We start from the raw sequence: 18306 nt of genomic DNA on the forward strand, positions 1-18306 counted from the left end.
GTAGGCCTATCACGGACCGATGTCCAAGCCGAACCTTTATGCGCATATCCCGACGCCATGAAGGTATGAAAGCCACCGCAAAGGCGCACCCGATTCAGGGACTGGTGAAGTACCACGGAATGCGAGACGAGCAGTTGCGGCTTCCGTATCACGACAGCATTAGCGTCTGTACCGCCCCGAGCCATACGAAGACGACCGTCGAGTTCGACTTCGAGCGCGAGGAAGACCGCTACATCGTCGACGGCGAGGAACTGGACGGCCGCGCGAAAGAGCGGGTCGACGACGTCGTCGACTACGTCCGCAAGACCTCCGAGGCCCCGCACGCGGTCTACGGGGTCCGACTGGAGAGCGAGAACTCCTTCCCGACCAACGTGGGGCTCGGTTCCTCCTCGTCCGGCTTTGCGGCGGCCGCGATGGCGCTTGCCGAGGCCGCTGAGCTAGAGTGGTCCCGTCCGGAGATTTCGACCATCGCACGCCGGGGCTCCTCCTCGGCCGCGCGGTCGGTCACGGGCGCGTTCTCACACCTCTACGCGGGTCTCAACGACGAGGACTGCCGGTCGGAACGGATCGAAACGGGCCTCGAAGACGACCTCAAAGTCGTCATCGGACTGGTCCCCTCCTACAAGGAGACCGAGCAGGCCCACGAGGAGGCCGCCGACAGCCACATGTTCCAGGCGCGGCTTGCACACATGCACGAACAGATCGCCGAGATGCGCGATTCGCTGCGCGAGGCCGACTTCGAGCGCACCTTCGAGCAGCCGAGCACGACTCGCTCTCGCTGGCGGCAACGACCATGACTGGTCCCGCTGGGTGGGTCTACTGGCAGCCAGCGACCCTGCGCGTCTTCAATGCCGTGCGAAAGCTTCGCAACGAAGAGGGGATTCCGGCGTACTTCTCGACTGATACCGGCGCGAGCGTCTACGTCAACACGACTGACGAGCACGCCGAACTGGTCAAAGAAACGCTCGAAGACTGCGGCGTCAAATCCGCTATCTGGGAGGTCGGCGGCCCGGCACGGCTTCTCGACGAGTCGGAAGCGCTGTTCTGAGACGGGCGACCCCCTGCGTACTTTTTCTCGCTGGTCGACACCAGAGGTATGCGAACGATCGAATCGGCCATCGAGATAGACGCCAATCCCGAGGCAGTCTGGGCCGAGCTAACCGACTTCGAGTCGTACGACGAGTGGAACCCGTTCATTCGCCACGCCGAGGGCGAAGCAGCCGTCGGCAGGCGACTTAGCATCCGGGTCGATCCACCCGGCGGGAGGGGTGCGACGTTCAGCCCGAAAGTGACCGTCGTCGACGAGCCACGGCGACTGGCGTGGCTTGGCCGCTTCGGCCTCCCACACCTGTTCGATGGCCGCCACGAGTTCCGTATCGATACGAACGATGACGGCAGCGTCACGTTCAGACAGCAGGAGTCGTTCGGCGGCGTCCTCGTCCCCGTGTTGCTCAACGAGGGGGCCGTCCAGCGCGGCTTCGAGGAGATGAACAGCGCGCTCAAACGGCGCGTTGAGGCCTAAGTCGCCACCGGAGAGTAGGATCCGGTGGAGACAGCCTTTACTTACCGCGGTCGCTACTACATCCATGAACGTTCTCGTTCTCGGCGGCGGCTACGCGGGCATTGCGCTCGCGCAACGCCTCGAAGACCGACTGCCGCACGACGTCGATATCCTCCTCGTAGACGACACTGGCGAACATCTCGTCCAGCAGGAACTACACCGCGTGATCAGGCGGCCCGAACTGACTGAGGAAATATCGATTCCCCTGGAAGAACTCGTCGGCCGCGCCCAGGTCGAAACGGCGACGGTAACCGGCGTCGACGTCGACGCGAAAACCGTCGAACTCGACGGCGAGCGGACGATCGAGTACGATTTCGCCGGCATCGCCCTCGGTGCAGAGACTGCCTACTACGACATTCCGGGTCTCGAAGCGAACAGCCATCCGGTCAAACGACTTGAGCACGCAGACCGCATCAGGGAGCGATTCCGCGAACTGCTCGACGAGAACTCGGGCCGAGTCGTCATCGGTGGTGCCGGGCTATCGGGGATACAGGTCGCCGGCGAACTCGCCGCTATGAGTCGGAAGGAACAGGTTGGGGAGGACCTGGAGATTGTATTGCTCGAAGCCCTCGACAGGGTCGCACCGGGCTTCAGCGAACCGTTTTCGGCGGCTGTTGCGGACACCCTCGAAACAAACGACATCCGGATACGAACGAATACGACTGTCGCCGGTGCGACGGCGGACCGGGTCGACCTGGCCAACGGCGGGGAACTCGAACACGACCTGCTCGTCTGGACCGGCGGACTTCGGGGTCCGGGAGCACTCGACGGAGAGCGGCCACAGGTGAAGAGTACGCTGGAACTCGCTGACGGGACCTTCGTACTGGGCGATACCGCACGGGTGATCGACGGTGACGGCGAACCGGTGCCGGCAAGCGCGCAGGCGGCCGTCCGCGAGGCGACGCCGGTCGCCAACTCGATTGCACGCGCCGTCGAACACGAGCGCGACGGGGATGCGCTGTTCTCCCCGCGATACGAGCGGTTCAACTTCGATACGCCGGGGTGGGTCGTCAGCATCGGTGACGACGCCGTCGCGGAACTCGGACCCGCAGTCGTCACCGGCCGGGCGGCGGCCGCAGCGAAAGCCACGGTCGGCGCGTCGTATCTAACGACAATCGGGAAGGTGCGAAACGCCGTCGACCTGGTCGACAGCGAGTTAGGTATCGACCCCGACAGGTAGCGCTGCCCGGGACGCCGTACGCTTCGAGACCACCCAATCCGATCGTTGACAGGATGATCAGCGTGACGACCACCGCGACCCACGCGACCAGCGTGATGAGGATGGCGTCGATCCAACCCCTGGATAGCGATTGTTGACCACCCAGAGATACGCAATAAAGGCGACCAGTCCGCCGATCAGTGGGACGAAGAACTCGACGATTCCCCACAGTATCCCGCCGATCAGCGCCGTCACCAGCGCATACGAGTAGCTCTGGACATCGGCCACGAGGTTCGCGCCGACGTAGATGCCGATAGCGCCGATGAGCAGACTCACGCCGAACGTTACGAGTGACGTTACTACCATACGGACACTTCTGAACTACTGTGTATTAAATGCCGTTTGCCCGACATAGTTGTGGGTTCCTCGCGAACAGCCGTTCTCACGAGGCCGTCGAATCCTCGCGCAGGAGTCCGGGAACCCGGAGGGTGACAGTCGTCCCGCTATCCGAAGTCGAAAACGAGAGGTCGCCACCTGCGCGGTGATCCCCGACTGGACGACCCGCAGACCGATACCGCTCCCATGTTGGAGGGCGTCCTCGGTTCCGTCGTGCAGGACGGCGATCTCCTCTTCGGGAATCCCCGGTCCATCGTCTTCGATCTCGATAGAGAGCGAAGAACCGTCCGCTGCTCGGCATCGCGCTCTGAGTTCGATGGTTGGCGATGGGTCAGTCGAGTGATCGAGCGCGTTGTCGAGGAGGTTTCCGATCACGAGGCCCAGGACGTCCGGATCGGTTCGGACAGTGAGGCCCGGGGAGACAGCCACGCTCACCTCGGCAGATCCGTCGTCCCACTCAGAAATCAGGTCGTCGACGAACTCGTGGAACTCAATCGGCTTCCGGGTCTCGACGGAGCGATCGATCGTCCGGTTCAGTTCGCGGGCGCGCTCCGAGAGCGTGAGGAGCCCCGAACTCTCGTCGACGATGGTCTCGGCGGAATCGGTGAGAGCCGGATCGCTCGCGGAGTCAGCGATCAGTTCAGCGTGGCCCGCGATGACGGTCAGGTCATTACGGAGGTTGTGTCGGAGCACGCGATTGACGACGGCAAAGCGCTGTTCGCGCTGGCGGAGGTCAGTGATGTCCTGCAGGACGGTGGTGTAGCCAGCCGGGTACCCGTCACGTCCTCGAACGGTGAGGTCGTAACCCGGTACTGTCGCCGTTCCCCGCCGGCGAGTAGTTCGATGTCCTGTTCCCGGCACTGGAGGTCGATGTCGGCCGAGACCAGTTCCGAGAGATCGGTTCCGACGAAGCGGTCGGTGTGCTCGCCGAACAGCGATGCCGCGGCCGTATTGAAGTTGATGACCCGACGGTCGGTGTCGACTGTCACGACCGGCGTGTCGAGGTCGTCAATCGCGGTTCGCTCCCCGATGCGGCGGGTCGCCGGGTCGAACTCGAACATCCCCGCGCTGAACAGCGCGTAGATATCGAGCAGCATGTGCGGAACTAGCAGGACCGGGAGGAAACTGTACTGCGGGACCGGTCCCAGCGAAAAGAAGTAGCCGATGATGCCGACGACCGGAAAAACGGGCGTGAGAAGCAAGGCGACGGTCTGTGATCGGAACAGTCGGCCGTAACTGACGAGCGTATCGAGCAAGAGCAACTGGGCGACGCTGAGTAGCGTAACGCCGATGGCGAACACGAAAAAGAATATTGCGGTGAGTTCGTAGGAAACGGTCGCAGCGCTGGCGACCGGGTCGAGTCGGAAGTTACTCCAGATCAGTTCGTGGTACTCGTTCGTTACCGCCACGAGGGTAATCAGTCCGAACAGCCCCAGAACGAGCGCGGCGGGCATCGTCCGGAGGACGTACTGTCGCCCGGTGTACACCAGCGCGAACGCGAGCCAGACGACGCCGAGCCAGAGCGTAAAGAGCATGACAAGCATCTCCAGAAACGCTCGCAGCCATAGCGGTTCGAACACCAACAGCGCGACGCCGTAGCCGAAACAGATTGCGCTCATGAGCGACGCGATACCGACGAACCACCTGCCGCCGACCTGCCCGCGCCGTTGCCAGACCGCACCGACGAGCGGCAGGGTGGCGACGCCGCTCGTAAGGGCTACGGCGGCCAACAACGACAACTCGACGCTCGGCAACACTACTGTCAGGCAAGTAGTGGAATACGCAAAACGCTTTGGCTATCGACAGTGCAGGGAGTCGCGGGCGGTGGTGGTCGCAACCGGCAGTCGTTCCGGAACGTTTAGCATCCGCAGACGGTGAGTACCCACCATGGGCCTGTTCGATTCCCTGTTCCGGTCGAGCGAAGTTCTCGGGATCGCCCGGGAGACCATGGAGTTCGCCCTGCAGGCGTCCGAAGACGCACATCCCAACGAGTACATGGGGATGCTGCGGGGCACCGAAGCCGAGACACTCGGACTCGACCGGGAGGGGTTAGTCATCACGGACGTGCTGGTCATCCCTGGCACCGAATCGAACAGTGTCAGCGCGACGGTCAAGACGAACATGATCCCGAACGACAACAAATCGCTCGGCTCGGTCCACTCGCACCCGAACGGCGCGCTCCGACCGAGCCAGGCCGACCTGGGGACGTTCACCCGCGGCGAGAGACACATCATCATCGGCGCGCCGTACGGGCGCGACGACTGGAAGGCGTTCGACTCCGACGGGGAGCCGACGGAACTGAACGTCATCGACGTCTCGCTCCCCGACTCCGAGGATTTCTTCCACTTCGATCAGCACGACATCGACGAGGAACTACGCGACGACGAGCTAGATCGGGGGCGACGATGGTGAGAACAGTCGTCGCACAGGGGACCTTCGACATTCTCCACCCCGGCCACGTCCACTACCTGCGGGACGCCGCAGCGATGGGCGACGAGCTGGTCGTCATCGTGGCCCGCGGCGAGAACGTCACCCACAAGGACCCACCGATCCTCCCGAACTCCCAGCGTGTGACGATGGTCGACGCTCTGAAGCCAGTCGACCGGGCGATCATCGGCCACCCCGAGGACATCTTTGCACCGATCGAACGGATCGACCCGGACGTCATCACGCTTGGTCACGACCAGCACCACGACGACGACGCGATTCAGGCCGAACTGGAACGTCGTGGGATCGACTGTACGGTGGAACGCGCGTCGGCGCGCGAACCCGACTCTGCGGAAGAGTTGCTCTCGACCGGTCTGATCATCGACCGCATCCTCGAACGGCGCGGGTGACGGAGACGGACTAGTTTTCGGAAAATATCGACCGCGACGACTACAGGTAGCCTTCCGCGTCGAGGCGCTCGACAGCCTCCTCGATCCGCTCTTTGCTGTTTGCGTAAGAGATACGCGCATAGCCGGGCGTCCCGAACGCGCTTCCGGGCACCGTCGCGACGTGGGCGTCCTCGATTGCGCCCTCACACCACGCTTGATCATCGTCGTCGACAGGGACCATCATGTAGAACGCGCCGTCGGGTTCTGCGACGTCGACGCCGCGTTCGGCGAGCAGGTCGATCAGGAAGGTCCGACGCTCCGCGAACGCATCGACCATCTCCTCGACCGCCTCGTCAGTGTTTTCGAGCGCTTCGATTCCGGCGCGCTGGACGAAGTTGACGGCGGAGGAGACGGAGTGCGAGTGAAGCTTGCCCGCCTGGCCGATCAGTTCCTCCGGGCCGGCGACGTAGCCGAGGCGCCAGCCAGTCATCGAGTAGGCCTTCGAGAAGCCGTTGATCGTGACCGTGCGGCCTTCCATCCCATCCAGGGTTCCGAGGCTGGTCTGCTCGACGCCGTAGGTGATCTCCTTGTAGATCTCGTCGGCGATGACAGTGATGTCGTGTTCGACAGCGAGGTCACGGACACCCTCCAGCGCCGCGTCCGAGTAGACCGCACCGGTCGGGTTGCCGGGCGTGTTGACGACCAGCAGTTCGGTCTCGTCCGAGACGGCGTCGCCGAGGTCGTCGAGCGCCGGTTCGAGCGCGAAATCGTGCTCCGAGGTATCGACGCGGTTGAGCGACCCGCCAGCCATCTTCACCATCGCCTCGTAGGAGACCCACGCGGGGTCCAGCAGGACGACTTCCTCGCCGTCTTCGATCAGGGCCTGTACAGTCTCGTACAGCGCCATCTTCGCGCCGGGCGTTACGATGACGTTCTCGGTGCCGTACTGATCGAGGCCGTCGTCGTGGAGTTTGTCGGCGATTGCCTCTTTGAGTGCGGGAACGCCGTTCGAGGGCGCATAGCCGGTGTGACCGGCGTCCATCGCGGCTTTGCCCGCCTCGACGATGTTCTCGGGGGTCGGGAAGTCCGGTTCACCGACGCTCAGATCGACGACATCCGCGCCCTCGGCCTCGAGTTCGGTTGCGAGGTCGCTGATCGCGAGCGTCGCGCTCGGTTCGACACGTTCGACTCTGTCTGCGAAATCCATTTATAGGTCCTCCAGTTCGGTTGCGAGATCGATCGCACTTTCGATTGCTCGTGCACCGTAGTCGGTACGCGCTCGGGCCTCGTCGGCGCTCTGGCCGGGGCCAGTAATACCCATCGTGACCGGCGTATCCCGGTCAAGACTGACGTCGGTGAGTTTCTGGGCCGCCGCGGCCCCGATCACGTCGTCGTGATCGGTGTCGCCGGTGATAATCGCACCGAGGACCGCGACGGCGTCGATCTCCTCTCGGCGAGCCAGTTTGTCCGCCGCCAGCGGCGTGTCGTACGCGCCGGGGACTTCGATCTCCGTAGCGATATCGACCCCCGCTTCCTCGGCGGCCGACCGTGCCGACGCAGCCATCTCCTCGGTGACCGGAGCGTTGAACGTCGCGACCACCAGGCCGAGCGTTACCATATGCTCCGGGTAGTCTCGGCACCTAAAAGAACTACCGTTCCAGTGTCGAATCGTGGGAACGATAATCGGCGACGGCCGAGCGATGAGTTCCCGCCAGTCATCGGGACCACGGACCAGACGCCCGAGCAATTAGTACCGTGGGGGAGAAAGGACCTGTCGATGGACGCTCAGGAGCTTCTGAAAGTATGCCGAGCAGACGAGAGAGCGAGTGGCCACGACTACCTCGCTCTCGGAACGGAACACCCAGCTCCGACTGGTCCAGCCGTTTCTCGAGACGCTTGGCTGGTCACTGGATCGGATCGTCGCCGAGTACGAGTTCGCCGACGCCAGGGGGAATCGGTCAATTTCGCACTCCTCGTCGAGAAGGTGCCCGAAATCGTCGTAGAGACGCGAGCGTGTAGCGAGGACCTGCGCGAAGCAGACGTCGAGGCATTGGGATCGGTCCTGCTCGGCACCGACGTCGACTGGGGGATTCTCACGAACGGCCGACAGTTCGTGTTTGCTGGGGTCGACGAGACAGGAACGCTCGAACGACGACCCGTAGAACTGACGGACTCCCCGACCGGATGGACGTGGTGTCGCGATACACGGAGCAGGTGGCATCGAGACGAGTCGAGCGGCGCAAAGAGCGATACAGTACCGCAGTAGAACGGCTTGAAGGCGACCGGCAGGCGATCCAAAACGCTCTCACCGAGCGCCTCGTCGCAACGACCGGCGACGACGTCGCTCCGATGGTCGAGGAGGCAACCGAACGCTTCCTCGACGACCTACTGGATGCGTTTCGCGAACGCCAGGGCAACACCACAGAGCATCAGAGGAACGGAACAGAGATCGACTCGGTTACTGATTCACCGAGCATCGCCGCTGTCCGGCCTGATACCGCAGGTACGGAACAGAACGCTCAGGAAGTGAGTGAAGACGAGAAGCGCGAGCACGACGAACAATCGGCGAGCGCCCAGAGCGTCGCCGACATCGACGAGCTAGAAACCCCGGAGATAGGGAGCGAGAGCCCCCAGAGAGGGACAGCGAGAGAAACATAGGGATAGACAGCGAGGGCAATCGTGAACTCGCACTCGATGTCGAGCGCGAAGAGGAGTTTGTCGTCCGATTTTTCGACGGACGCACTTCCGTCGGCGCAGTCGGTCATCGGAACGCGGCGACCGCGACCCGACTGGCGGTGGAGTACCTGCTAGAACACCGGCAGTTGGAGGGGAGCATCTCGCTTCCATGGGGACCGGAGTCGGAGGAGCCGATGGTTCGGCACGGCGACAGCGGGTCATCGATCACGATGGAGAACGGATGGCAACTGGACGCGTCGTGTTCGGTGCCGACAGCGCGCGCTGCCATCGAAGCGCTCGCCGACGAGTCGGGACTGCGAACGATGTTTCAAGGGGATTGGTCGGACGGCGAGTAACTCGTTCCCGGTTAGAGAGCCCCGAAGTACAGCAGGAGCAACATCGGGGTAAGCATCAGCACGACCCCGAGTAGCATTTTGATCCCGACCAGCTGCGCCACCTTTATTGATGCACTGAACGCGCCCATAATTACACGTTCTGTTCCTTCTTTTTATTTGTTTCTATATAGAGCAATTTATAGATTGAAAGTAAATATTATACAAGAGAAGGGAGTTTTTGAACGGCTAACTGCCGTGGATAGATGGCAAGACATCGATGCCGGTAATGGACGGGTGATGACGATGGATACTACCGTCCACGATACCTCTTATCGTGTATGCACATGCTTCTCGACGGCGAGTGGACGCGAACAGCGTTCAGAATCGAACGACGATTCAGGCGCGTTCCAGCGCCAGGAGACATCGTTTCGCGACCGGGTATCGAATTCGCCGGACGCCAAATTCCCCGCTGAGGCAGGGCGCTATCACCTGTACGTCAGCAAGGCCTGTCCCTGGGCACACCGGACACTGCTCACGAGAGCGCTCAAGGGACTCGGAGACGTCATCTCCATCGACGTCGTTGATCCGATCCGAATCGCCGACGGGTGGCGGTTCTCGCCGGACAAAGACGACTGTACGCCGGATACAGTGAACGGAGCAGACTATCTCCGGGACGTCTACACGGCGGCCGACGAGGACTTTACCGGGCGCGTGACAGTCCCCGTCCTCTGGGACAAGGAGCGCGAAACCATCGTCAACAACGAGTCCGCAGAGATTATGCGGATGCTCGACACCGCGTTTCACGACCTCGGCGAGAAAGACGTCGACCTGTACCCCGAAGGCTACCACGACGAGGTCGACCGCATCATCGACGCCATCTACGAGCCGATCAACAACGGCGTCTACCGTGCTGGCTTCGCCAAATCACAGGAGGCCCACGAGCAAGCTATCGAGGAGCTATTCAACGCGCTCGATCACTGGGACGACGTGCTGTCCGACCAGCGCTACCTCGCGGGCGACGTGCTGACCGAGGCCGATATCGCCATGTTCACGACGCTCGTCCGGTTCGACGAGGTGTACAACACCCACTTCAAGTGTAACGTCGCCCGGATCACCGACTACGAGCATCTCTGGGGCTACCTCCGCGACCTCTATCAGCTACCGGGCGTCGCCGAGACGGTGAACATGGACCACATCAAACACCACTACTACCGCACCCACGACGATGTGAACCCGACGGGTCTCGTCCCCGTCGGCCCTGCCCCGGACTTCGAGTCACCACACGACCGCGACGAACTCCCAGGCGAACCGCCGGAAGCACTCCAGTAAGACGCCGCCGCGCAGAGGCGTCGTACCACTCTCCACACGTTTTTGTACGGAGCCGCGGCGACGGTACCGCGTGGCTCGGAAGGATCGACGGCATAGCACACTCGCAATCATACTCATAGCCGTACTGTTGAGCGCCGCGACAGCGTCTGCTGGGATAGTATCCGCGTCGGCGGCAATGGAGGCGGAGAACTCCACAGCACCGGAGTGGGAAACCGCCACCACAGAACAGCCACGGATCGTGGAACTGTACCCCAATCCGGTCGCAGACGGCAACGTCGGCGAGTTCGTCGCGATCGAGTTCCCCAGCGAGACGGACCCACAGGGGTTAGCGCTTCACGACGACGGCCGGCAGGAAGCACGGCTTCCCGAAACGACGCTCGACGGAACGGTCGTGTTCAGCCACGACCCTGCGGAAACGCGAACACACACAGACCACGAGGTGTACCCGCTCGACGGCCACATCCAGTTCGCCGAGAACGGCGAGACGGTGACGCTTCGCCGGAACGGCACCGTCGTCGATAGCGTTCAGTACGACCGTGCGGCGGAAACGGAGCTATGGGAACGAGACGGCGACACCAAGGGGTCCTGGAGGCCGGTCGAAGCAACCGATCTCGACCCGGCAAGAGTCGGGGGCGGTGAAGCGACCGTGTTCGTCCTGCCGGACGCGTCCGACCGTCCCGTCGGATTGATCGAGGACGCCGACGAGCGGATCATGCTCGCCGCATACACCTACTCCGACGCGCGCATCACCGATGCACTGCTGATGCCCACGAGCGCGGCGTCGACGTACAGGTCGCTGTCGAGGCGTCTCCGGTCGGCGGCACGACCGAACGCTCGGCGGCGCAACTGGACGAGTTAACCGCCGCCGGCATCGATGTGGTGGCATTCGGCGGCGATACAGCACGCTATCGGTTTCATCATGCGAAGTTCGCCGTCGTTGACGACGAGGCACTCGTTATGACCGAAAACTGGAAGCCCTCGGGCACCGGCGGCCAGTCGAATCGGGGCTGGGGCGTCGTCACACACGACGGGCCGACTGCGGACGCGATAGCGGACGTGTTCGTGGCCGACCTGGGGGCCAGCGATTCGATCCCCTGGGCCACGTATCGTGATTCCGTCGCCCCCGTCGAAGAGCCAGCCACAGCAGGGACGTACCCGGCCGAGTTCAACCCCGAACGCGTCCCTCTCCAGGAGACCACCGTCCTGACGGCACCCGACAACGCCGAGACCGAGATCCGCCGGGAGATCCAGGACGCTGAGGAATCGATCCGCCTCACGCAGATGTCGATCGGTGGTCGGGACGACCCGCTGCTCCGGGAAGCGCTCGACGCAGCACGCCGGGGCGTCGAACTCCGGATCCTCCTCTCCAGTGCGTGGTACGCCGAAGAGGAAAACGCCGCACTCCGGGCATGGCTCGACGACCTCGCTGCCGACGAAAACCTCGATATCGAGGTCCGACTGGCGGACCCCGGCGGGCGCTACGAGAAGCTACACACCAAAGGCGTCGTCGTGGACTCGGAAACGGTCATCCTGGGCAGCATCAACTGGAACACCCACTCATTACGAGAAAACAGGGAACTGGCACTGGTACTCGACGGGGAGGAGGTCGGCTCATATTACGCCGACGTGTTCGATGCGGATTGGGCCGGCCTCGTCTGGCGGTTCCCCATCGGATTGGGAGTCGTTCTGGTAGTTACCGGGGTCGGAACGGCGGAGACAGCGCGGCGACGCCTCGCCTTCGAGTAGCCCGGATTCAGACCGAAGACTTCGTGCTGCTGAGTGCTTCGTCGATCTCCGCCTCGGACATCTTCTCGACGAGTGAGTCCAGAACCTCCTCACGCCGCCCTTTGACGAACTTGATCGAACCGACGACGAGGTGGCCGCCGCCGCTGACACCGCCGCCGACGATCTCTTCGTCGAGTTCCGTGACCATCCGCGGGATGTCCAGTCGGACCCCGTCGCTGCGGAGTACCGAGAAGTCGGGGCCGTAGCCGATGGTGATCACCGGATCGCCGGTTTCCTCGACCTTGTGGTCGTGGATCGCACCGGTCGTGTTCCCCGGAGCGGGGTACGTAAACCGGTGCGTGTCGTTCTCGACGTCGATCCGATAGAGATGTGCACCGTTATCGAGACGCTCGTGCTCGACGTGTGGCAACGCTGCCTCTAGCTGCTCGTCGATCTCGCCACGGGATTTCTCCGCGAGGAAATCGACCAGTTCGTGGTGTTTCTCCTCGTCCTCACAGCCGACGTTGAGGGCGTCGTTGACGAGATGGCGACCGGAGTCGTAGCGGAGCCAGTGTGCGGCATAGTCCAGCGCCTCCCCGACGTCTTTCAGGTCGTCAGAATCGTAGCCGACTTCTCCAGCCAGTTCGAGGTAGTCGTCCATCGCATCGGCGGCCGAGCGGTCTGAGATCCCGGCGACTGCGGGGACGTGCCGAAGCTCGTCGGTCAGGTCCGGGTCGATCATCCGAGCGAGTTCGACACACATCATGCCGGTCGTGATCCGGTAGTCCTCGTCGTAGAGATACGGATTGACGTGCTCGGTCAGGAGTGGCTCGACCGCCTCGGGATCCGGATGGTGGTGGTCCAGCACGACGATTGGGATGTCGTAGTGTCGAAGCGTCTCGTAGGCCGGTGTGTCCTCTTCGGTGCTGCCGTTGTCCAGCATGAGCAACAGGGGGAGCTTCTGGCCGTGACGCTCGCGGTCTTCGAGCGCGAAGTTCAGATCCCGTGTCGCGTCTTCCATCTCGTAGAACGGTGCTTTGCTCGGGAGCCGTTTGAACAGGTGTCGTTTGGCCTCCGGATCCTCGTGAACTTCCTCGATAAATCGTTCGAGCGCCAGTTCGACCGGGACGCTGGCACACATGCCGTCACCGTCTGCGTGGTGCCGGATCCTGATCGGCCGCCCTTCGAGCACGGTCCGCCGGAGTAGCCGCGCAACCGATTCGAGATCCGGTCGTAGCTTGTCGAACGCGGGCCAATCGATGAGTGGATCCACGTCCGCCGGGGCCGCACGCTCCTCAACGGCGGCCTCTAGCCGCGCTTCGACCTCGTCGGCCTCCTCGTCGAGGACCGTCAGCGAGTCTGCTTCGATCTGGATCGCACCTTCACGGTGTTCGGGTGTCCCGCTGATACGGACGTAATCGTCGACTGAGACGTCCGGATACGCGCGGACCCCAGCCGACTCGAAGATCGCACAGGGGACGATACCGCTTTCATCGCGCACGTGAAAGAGTGTCGGCCCGCCGGTCTGTTTGATCTGCACGACCTGCCCAGCCAGATACACGGTGTTACCGACCTTGTCCTCTAGCTCGTCGACGGTCGTGATATCGTAATCGTGAGAGATGGTCTGCAGGTCGTACTCGTCGATATCAACCGAACGGAAGGAGACGTCGCCGTTCTCTCGCACTTGGTCGAGGTCGACGACCAGTTCGTCGCCGACTTCGTAGTCGCCGTCGAGTTTCGATTCGTGAACGAGCCCGGAGACGAACTCCGAGATGTCGACGAAGACGCCGTACTCGACGACGCCGTTGACCGTCCCGAGATACAGACCGTCCTCCTCCACGTCGTCGAGCGTACACTCCGGGTCGAGATCGTAGACGACGGGTGACTGATCCGCATCACCCGTGCTGGTTGTCTCGTCGTCAGTCATCATTATCGAAAAAATGGCAACGAGCGTGTAAAACGCTTTGCAACTCGCTCGAACGGTACGACCCGTCAGAGCGGCGATACGGCTCTCAGTCTTCGAGCGAAAACTCGACCGGATCGATATCGAGGAACGCAGTCTCGTAGCCGTCGTGTCGTAACACTCCCGGCGGGGCAGTGACGTCAATCCGAACAGTATCCACCGTTTCGAGTGACTCTGCAGCCAGCCCGTAATGAAAGTCGACTTGGGGGTCGAGAGCGGCCGAGAGCTGCTCGTCGGAAAAGACCGCCTCGCCGTCCCGGAATCCCGTCGCAGTCAGCGACATTTCCGGCAGTGGGACGCGGTTGTACGGTGTCCGAAGGGATATCAGGAGATACGGCCTCACGTCGAAGCGCGAGCCTCCATCGACGAGGCTTGCCGCAAAGACGGCATCACTACTGCTGGCGGTCCCCAGAGACCTTCCCGGGAGTGTATCGGGAGCAGGGACAACCGATACGGGGGCGTGCATATCGTGTTCGTCGTGCCCACCGTCCTCGCCACCCTCTCTACCGTTCATCAGCGGCGCGGCGTCACGCCGACCGCGTTCTGACTCGTCGTACTCCTCGAAGGAGAGGTCGTAGATGTCGTCAACGTCGTACTCGAACTCGATTTCCGTAGTTGCAGTCTCGCGGAGCCGGTCTTCTAGATCACCAACCAGACGTTCGTTTATTGGCGCCGTCCGAACCTCGGCTGTGTAGGTTCCTTTACCGGCGAGTTGCACGTTGTCACCGTAGTGGAATCCCATCCGCTGGGAGATCATCGCCCACGGGCGAAGCGAGGTTACCAGTGAACCGGCCGAGTAGATGTCGACCTGTGGTTCGGCGGGCAACACCGTCCCCGTCTCACGGTCCCAGATGGTGACCATCAGATGCATGGCGTCGGACTCCTGAACGTCCACCCGTTTCGTCCCCGCTTCAGTAATGTTGTAAAACCGATGTGGAAACGTGTACTGAAGCGCGAACCCGTAGTCGCCGCTATGGCTCACGCCATAGGTCGCCATTTCCTCGGCACCAGCAGGGAGGTAAACAGCATCGGGCCGGTCTTCGACGACCGGGATACTCTGCCAGACGGATTCGGTTTCGAGGACACCCAGACAGCCGGCGACGCTGGCACTGCCGACAGCGAGGCCTGCCTGTAGTAGTGTCCGTCGCTTCATATTTGAGAGTCAGAAGTGTGGGGTATTACAACTTCCGCTCTGCGGGAACGGAGAGCCTACAGCACTCTATCGTGACCAGTACCGCCGAGCACCAGCGATCAGTACGATGCCCGCAATCATGACACCAGCAGCGATGTATCTATACGGCGGAATATACTGGACGATCAGCGGTGGGTCGTCGTATCGGTAGGCATCGTCGTCGCCCGCGTACCCGACAGCCTCGAACTCCTGACGCTGGAACGTCACATCACCATCCACCTCGCCACGGAACCACATCTGATCCCGGACACCGTGGTCCTGATTGATCCCCTGGGCATTATAACGGATCTCCCCCTCGATAGTGCTGTCAGGGTCGTCGTTCAGGTCGACGTAGGCCGTTGCCTCTTCCTCGCCTATCGGAACGAGAGCCAGTTCTCCGGAGCCGTGTGTCTCCTTGGTGTGGACGAAAACCTCGCCAAGATTCGCATGCGTCGATGGGTTCTCGAACGTAATCGCTGCCTGAGCGATCGGATCACCGTCCTCGTTAGTTGTTTCGACGAGGTCTACGTCGGCGATTCGCTGTGCGGGTATGTCCGGGTCGGAGAGGTCGAAGTCTTTCTGGACGGTCGTTTCAAGATCCGGTCCCGTCGTTCCGATAGATACGGAGTGGTTGTCTCGGGTAACATCATACTGCTCGCTGAAGTCCCAAGTTTTGTTCCAGGTTTCCCCAGGATCGAGTTCAGGGGACTCGTGTGATATTATTAGATCGTCTACATAATAATTCACACTGACAGGACGTGGTCTCGAAGCCTCATTAGAGGCTTTGACTGAAGCACATTCTGTATCCTTGTCGATCACTAGATTAAACCTCACATCGAACTCACTACCAATTGTAGATTCGGCGTCGGTACTATTTGAATTCAAATTGTTACAGTCTGTAGCAACCGCAGCGACAGGGCTGCCCGAGACAATAATCAATACGATCAGCAAAGCAATTGTAACATAGTTTGCAATCCGACTCATTTTAGCACACCCCCTCGTAGACTGATTGGCAATCCGCGTTCAATCCATCATTCTCACCAACAACTGCAGTTATTAGCTCATTTTCTGAGCGTAATCCAGACGCCGTCGCATCTACGCTAAATTCATCGAATTTTAAATCGGTATTGCCATGTCTACGCTGAGTGTACGGGTATTCTAGGAGCTCACCGTGAACTGTCCCAGAAGTCTCCTGGACATACGACGGATCGTCGTATAAGGCTACAGTTGTTCTGTGTCGTACCTCTTTTGACAATTCCCAGGTAGTGGATTTTGTGGTTTTGCCGATACGAAGATTACCACTCTGAGAGGCCCGTCGATAGGCACCACCAACAGCCGTCGTTTCTCCTTGGGTTACCCAACTTACGTTCGTTTCAGACGTTGTCGATTGCGCTACGTATGTCTGTTTGCTCTCAGATACTGTTCTTGTATATTTATATTGAGTTACTGTCTTTGGTCGTGGGACGGAGGACCGGTGAGGATATTTAGTTATAGTCCGTGTATGGCCAGTGAACCGACCATCAGCACCGTAATGAGAATTTTCCCAAGCGGATACTCTGTCGATGACTGTTCTTGTGTCGTCACCAGCAGTGGACCAGTCACTACGCATCGTGGTGAATCGATCACGTTCGTATTCAGAATCGAACTCACGCGTTTCTGTAGAATAAGTGGTCTCTGTCTCTCGTTTCTCTAGTTCGACAGATTCAGTAACAGTTGAAGTCGAGTCAAGCTTGTAACCCGCCCCTCCAAGCTCATACGTTCGTTCCGAGATGTAGCTGTAACTTCACGGATGACCGTATCGACGGTGTATTCAATATTTTTGACTTCGACGTTTCGGGGTTTCGGCATGATCCCGTCGATACCCGAAATCTGTCGCGAATGGTAGGCTTCATCCGATCGTTCCGGATTGGAAACGACAATTACAGGATCAGCACCATGTGTAAAGGATTCGGCATCAATAGCTACTCGCCCGGTGTAGTATTTGACAGCATTCTGTCGTGCCACGTTGCTAGTATCTTTGGCAGACGGTTCCGGATCAACCATACGCCAAGACTCGATAACTCCTTCACCGTTTTTGATTTCAAGATCGACATTCAGATCGTACTCCGGGGAGGCAATTTGATAGTCTTCGGTTCGCACATCAATTAGAACTACGTCACCCGATTCGTATGGATCTTCTGAGACTTCTGTCATCTCGTCGATTTGAGGTACATAAAAATCGTAGAGATCAAGCTCATAAGTCGTCGACCTTCCCATCGGGTCAGATGCTACAAGTTTGGGTGTATCACTGAACTCGATGCCGATAAGATCATCCTCCGAATAAGTTCGATCACGATCTGCAACGTTGAATTTGAATCCCATACCATCTGGATCGAATGAATCACTTACATCGATCTGAACAAGGTAGCCACGGTCATGCGAATCAGCGCCAGAATCGACAAAGTCGATATGGACTTCCGGCGGGCTTGGAGTCACTTCAAATTTTGAAGAACCAGCAGCTTTGTTTCCCATTTGAAACCCTAAAATATAATCTTTCGGATATTTCCCAGCCCATTCGGTTCTGATTGTAAGAGTATCAGTCGTAGAATCATATTCGTTAGGTACCTCTTTGATCTCTATTAGACCACTGTCTTTGAGGTATTCTATAGAAGGGACTTCACTCGGATCCTCCCCGTTCAACGCAATCTCGATCTCGTGGACGGCAGTATACCGCTCTTCGTCGAGTCGTTCGTGGTACGAATCGACTGGCGTATTAACGAAGCCGGAGTCGATCAGTTCTGGCTGTCCCTGGTCCGTTGAGTCTGTAGTAGCCTGTCCTCGCGCGTCGGTTGCCACAGCACGTATCTCGGTGCGGGAGTCGTCTCGGGGAAGAGCAGCCGAGAATTCGTGTTCGTAGGTGGATCGGTTATCTGCGGGATCTAGAGTCGTCGTCACAACCGGGTCATCACCGACGTAGACGGAGACATTCTCCAGAGAACCGAACTTGTCGGTTGCGACAACTTGCCCCATCACGTCGGTTCCGTCTCGGTCCAGATCTAACTCGACGTCGGGCACCGGATCCGCGACCACCTCGTCGCCGTCCGAGAACGTGATACGGCGCGTCGAGCCATCGTGGTCCGCCAGCGCGTACAGTTGATGCGTACCGGGCTCCCAATCGACAGTCATCTGCTCGCCG

17 protein-coding genes and 3 pseudogenes are annotated in these 18306 nt (G+C 60.4%); 11 read left to right on the forward strand and 9 right to left on the reverse strand.

What is annotated here, in order from left to right:
* The first annotated feature begins 65 nt into the window (after positions 1 to 65).
* From mvaD to ACFQH2_RS11670, 3 genes and pseudogenes are all read left to right on the forward strand, one after another.
* Positions 66 to 1048: pseudogene (gene mvaD, locus ACFQH2_RS11660) on the forward strand (phosphomevalonate decarboxylase MvaD).
* Positions 1049 to 1096: 48 nt separating this feature from the next.
* On the forward strand, positions 1097 to 1522 hold the full coding sequence (locus ACFQH2_RS11665) for an SRPBCC family protein (RefSeq protein WP_377053789.1): 426 nt from the start codon (positions 1097 to 1099) through the stop codon (positions 1520 to 1522).
* A gap of 64 nt (positions 1523 to 1586) precedes the next feature.
* Positions 1587 to 2741 (forward strand): NAD(P)/FAD-dependent oxidoreductase, encoded by a 1155-nt coding sequence (locus ACFQH2_RS11670; RefSeq protein WP_377053791.1) that lies wholly within the window; start codon positions 1587 to 1589, stop codon positions 2739 to 2741.
* Positions 2742 to 2745: 4 nt separating this feature from the next.
* Here the strand turns inward: ACFQH2_RS11670 and ACFQH2_RS11675 are convergent.
* The 3 genes and pseudogenes from ACFQH2_RS11675 to ACFQH2_RS11685 form a co-directional block, all read right to left on the reverse strand.
* Positions 2746 to 3086 (reverse strand): annotated as a pseudogene (locus ACFQH2_RS11675) (hypothetical protein); the annotation flags it as partial.
* 15 nt (positions 3087 to 3101) lie between these two features.
* Positions 3102 to 3809, reverse strand: coding sequence for a sensor histidine kinase (locus tag ACFQH2_RS11680; protein WP_377076766.1), 708 nt, complete (start codon positions 3807 to 3809; stop codon positions 3102 to 3104).
* Positions 3779 to 4846, reverse strand: coding sequence for a histidine kinase N-terminal 7TM domain-containing protein (locus ACFQH2_RS11685; RefSeq protein ID WP_377076767.1), 1068 nt, complete (start codon positions 4844 to 4846; stop codon positions 3779 to 3781). The genes ACFQH2_RS11680 and ACFQH2_RS11685 overlap by 31 nt, the downstream gene beginning before the upstream one ends.
* A 157-nt stretch (positions 4847 to 5003) precedes the next feature.
* On the opposite strand from ACFQH2_RS11685, the gene ACFQH2_RS11690 reads away from it, so the two are divergent.
* Positions 5004 to 5528, forward strand: a complete 525-nt coding sequence (locus tag ACFQH2_RS11690) for a Mov34/MPN/PAD-1 family protein (RefSeq protein WP_377053797.1) — start codon at positions 5004 to 5006, stop codon at positions 5526 to 5528.
* Positions 5522 to 5953, forward strand: a complete 432-nt coding sequence (locus tag ACFQH2_RS11695) for an adenylyltransferase/cytidyltransferase family protein (protein WP_377053799.1) — start codon at positions 5522 to 5524, stop codon at positions 5951 to 5953. The genes ACFQH2_RS11690 and ACFQH2_RS11695 overlap by 7 nt, the downstream gene beginning before the upstream one ends.
* A gap of 40 nt (positions 5954 to 5993) precedes the next feature.
* On the opposite strand, the gene ACFQH2_RS11700 is transcribed toward ACFQH2_RS11695, so the two are convergent.
* Both ACFQH2_RS11700 and ribH read right to left on the reverse strand, forming a co-directional pair.
* Complete coding sequence (locus tag ACFQH2_RS11700; protein WP_377053801.1) at positions 5994 to 7139, reverse strand: pyridoxal phosphate-dependent aminotransferase; 1146 nt, start codon at positions 7137 to 7139, stop codon at positions 5994 to 5996.
* The gene (ribH, locus tag ACFQH2_RS11705) at positions 7140 to 7550 is read right to left on the reverse strand and encodes a 6,7-dimethyl-8-ribityllumazine synthase (protein ID WP_377053803.1); all 411 of its coding nucleotides are present in this window, start codon (positions 7548 to 7550) and stop codon (positions 7140 to 7142) included.
* A gap of 208 nt (positions 7551 to 7758) precedes the next feature.
* On the opposite strand from ribH, the gene ACFQH2_RS11710 reads away from it, so the two are divergent.
* The 6 genes and pseudogenes from ACFQH2_RS11710 to ACFQH2_RS11735 all read left to right on the forward strand — a co-directional run bounded on the left by ACFQH2_RS11710 (position 7759) and on the right by ACFQH2_RS11735 (position 12018).
* Complete coding sequence (locus tag ACFQH2_RS11710) at positions 7759 to 7935, forward strand: hypothetical protein (RefSeq protein ID WP_377076768.1); 177 nt, start codon at positions 7759 to 7761, stop codon at positions 7933 to 7935.
* Entirely contained in the window at positions 7917 to 8198 is a 282-nt protein-coding gene (locus ACFQH2_RS11715) for a hypothetical protein (protein ID WP_377076769.1), read from the forward strand. Before ACFQH2_RS11710 ends, ACFQH2_RS11715 begins: the two co-directional genes overlap by 19 nt.
* The gene (locus ACFQH2_RS11720; protein ID WP_377076770.1) at positions 8147 to 8590 is read left to right on the forward strand and encodes a hypothetical protein; all 444 of its coding nucleotides are present in this window, start codon (positions 8147 to 8149) and stop codon (positions 8588 to 8590) included. The genes ACFQH2_RS11715 and ACFQH2_RS11720 overlap by 52 nt, the downstream gene beginning before the upstream one ends.
* A 137-nt stretch (positions 8591 to 8727) precedes the next feature.
* Positions 8728 to 8964, forward strand: coding sequence for a hypothetical protein (locus ACFQH2_RS11725; protein WP_377076771.1), 237 nt, complete (start codon positions 8728 to 8730; stop codon positions 8962 to 8964).
* 317 nt (positions 8965 to 9281) lie between these two features.
* Positions 9282 to 10272, forward strand: a pseudogene (locus tag ACFQH2_RS11730) (glutathione S-transferase family protein).
* A gap of 723 nt (positions 10273 to 10995) precedes the next feature.
* Positions 10996 to 12018, forward strand: a complete 1023-nt coding sequence (locus ACFQH2_RS11735; protein ID WP_377076994.1) for a phospholipase D-like domain-containing protein — start codon at positions 10996 to 10998, stop codon at positions 12016 to 12018.
* 7 nt (positions 12019 to 12025) lie between these two features.
* Here the strand turns inward: ACFQH2_RS11735 and ACFQH2_RS11740 are convergent, their stop codons facing one another.
* The 4 genes from ACFQH2_RS11740 to ACFQH2_RS11755 all read right to left on the reverse strand — a co-directional run bounded on the left by ACFQH2_RS11740 (position 12026) and on the right by ACFQH2_RS11755 (position 18296).
* Entirely contained in the window at positions 12026 to 13924 is a 1899-nt protein-coding gene (locus tag ACFQH2_RS11740) for a DHH family phosphoesterase (RefSeq protein WP_377057074.1), read from the reverse strand.
* An 85-nt stretch (positions 13925 to 14009) separates the two neighbouring features.
* The gene (locus ACFQH2_RS11745) at positions 14010 to 15113 is read right to left on the reverse strand and encodes a DUF7350 domain-containing protein (protein WP_377053811.1); all 1104 of its coding nucleotides are present in this window, start codon (positions 15111 to 15113) and stop codon (positions 14010 to 14012) included.
* A gap of 66 nt (positions 15114 to 15179) precedes the next feature.
* Entirely contained in the window at positions 15180 to 16115 is a 936-nt protein-coding gene (locus ACFQH2_RS11750) for a hypothetical protein (RefSeq protein WP_377076772.1), read from the reverse strand.
* Positions 16116 to 16820: 705 nt separating this feature from the next.
* On the reverse strand, positions 16821 to 18296 hold the full coding sequence (locus ACFQH2_RS11755) for a hypothetical protein (protein WP_377076773.1): 1476 nt from the start codon (positions 18294 to 18296) through the stop codon (positions 16821 to 16823).
* Positions 18297 to 18306: the final 10 nt, after the last annotated feature.

Source organism: Natronoarchaeum sp. GCM10025703 (genome assembly GCF_042661985.1).
GTDB lineage: Archaea > Halobacteriota > Halobacteria > Halobacteriales > Natronoarchaeaceae > Natranaeroarchaeum.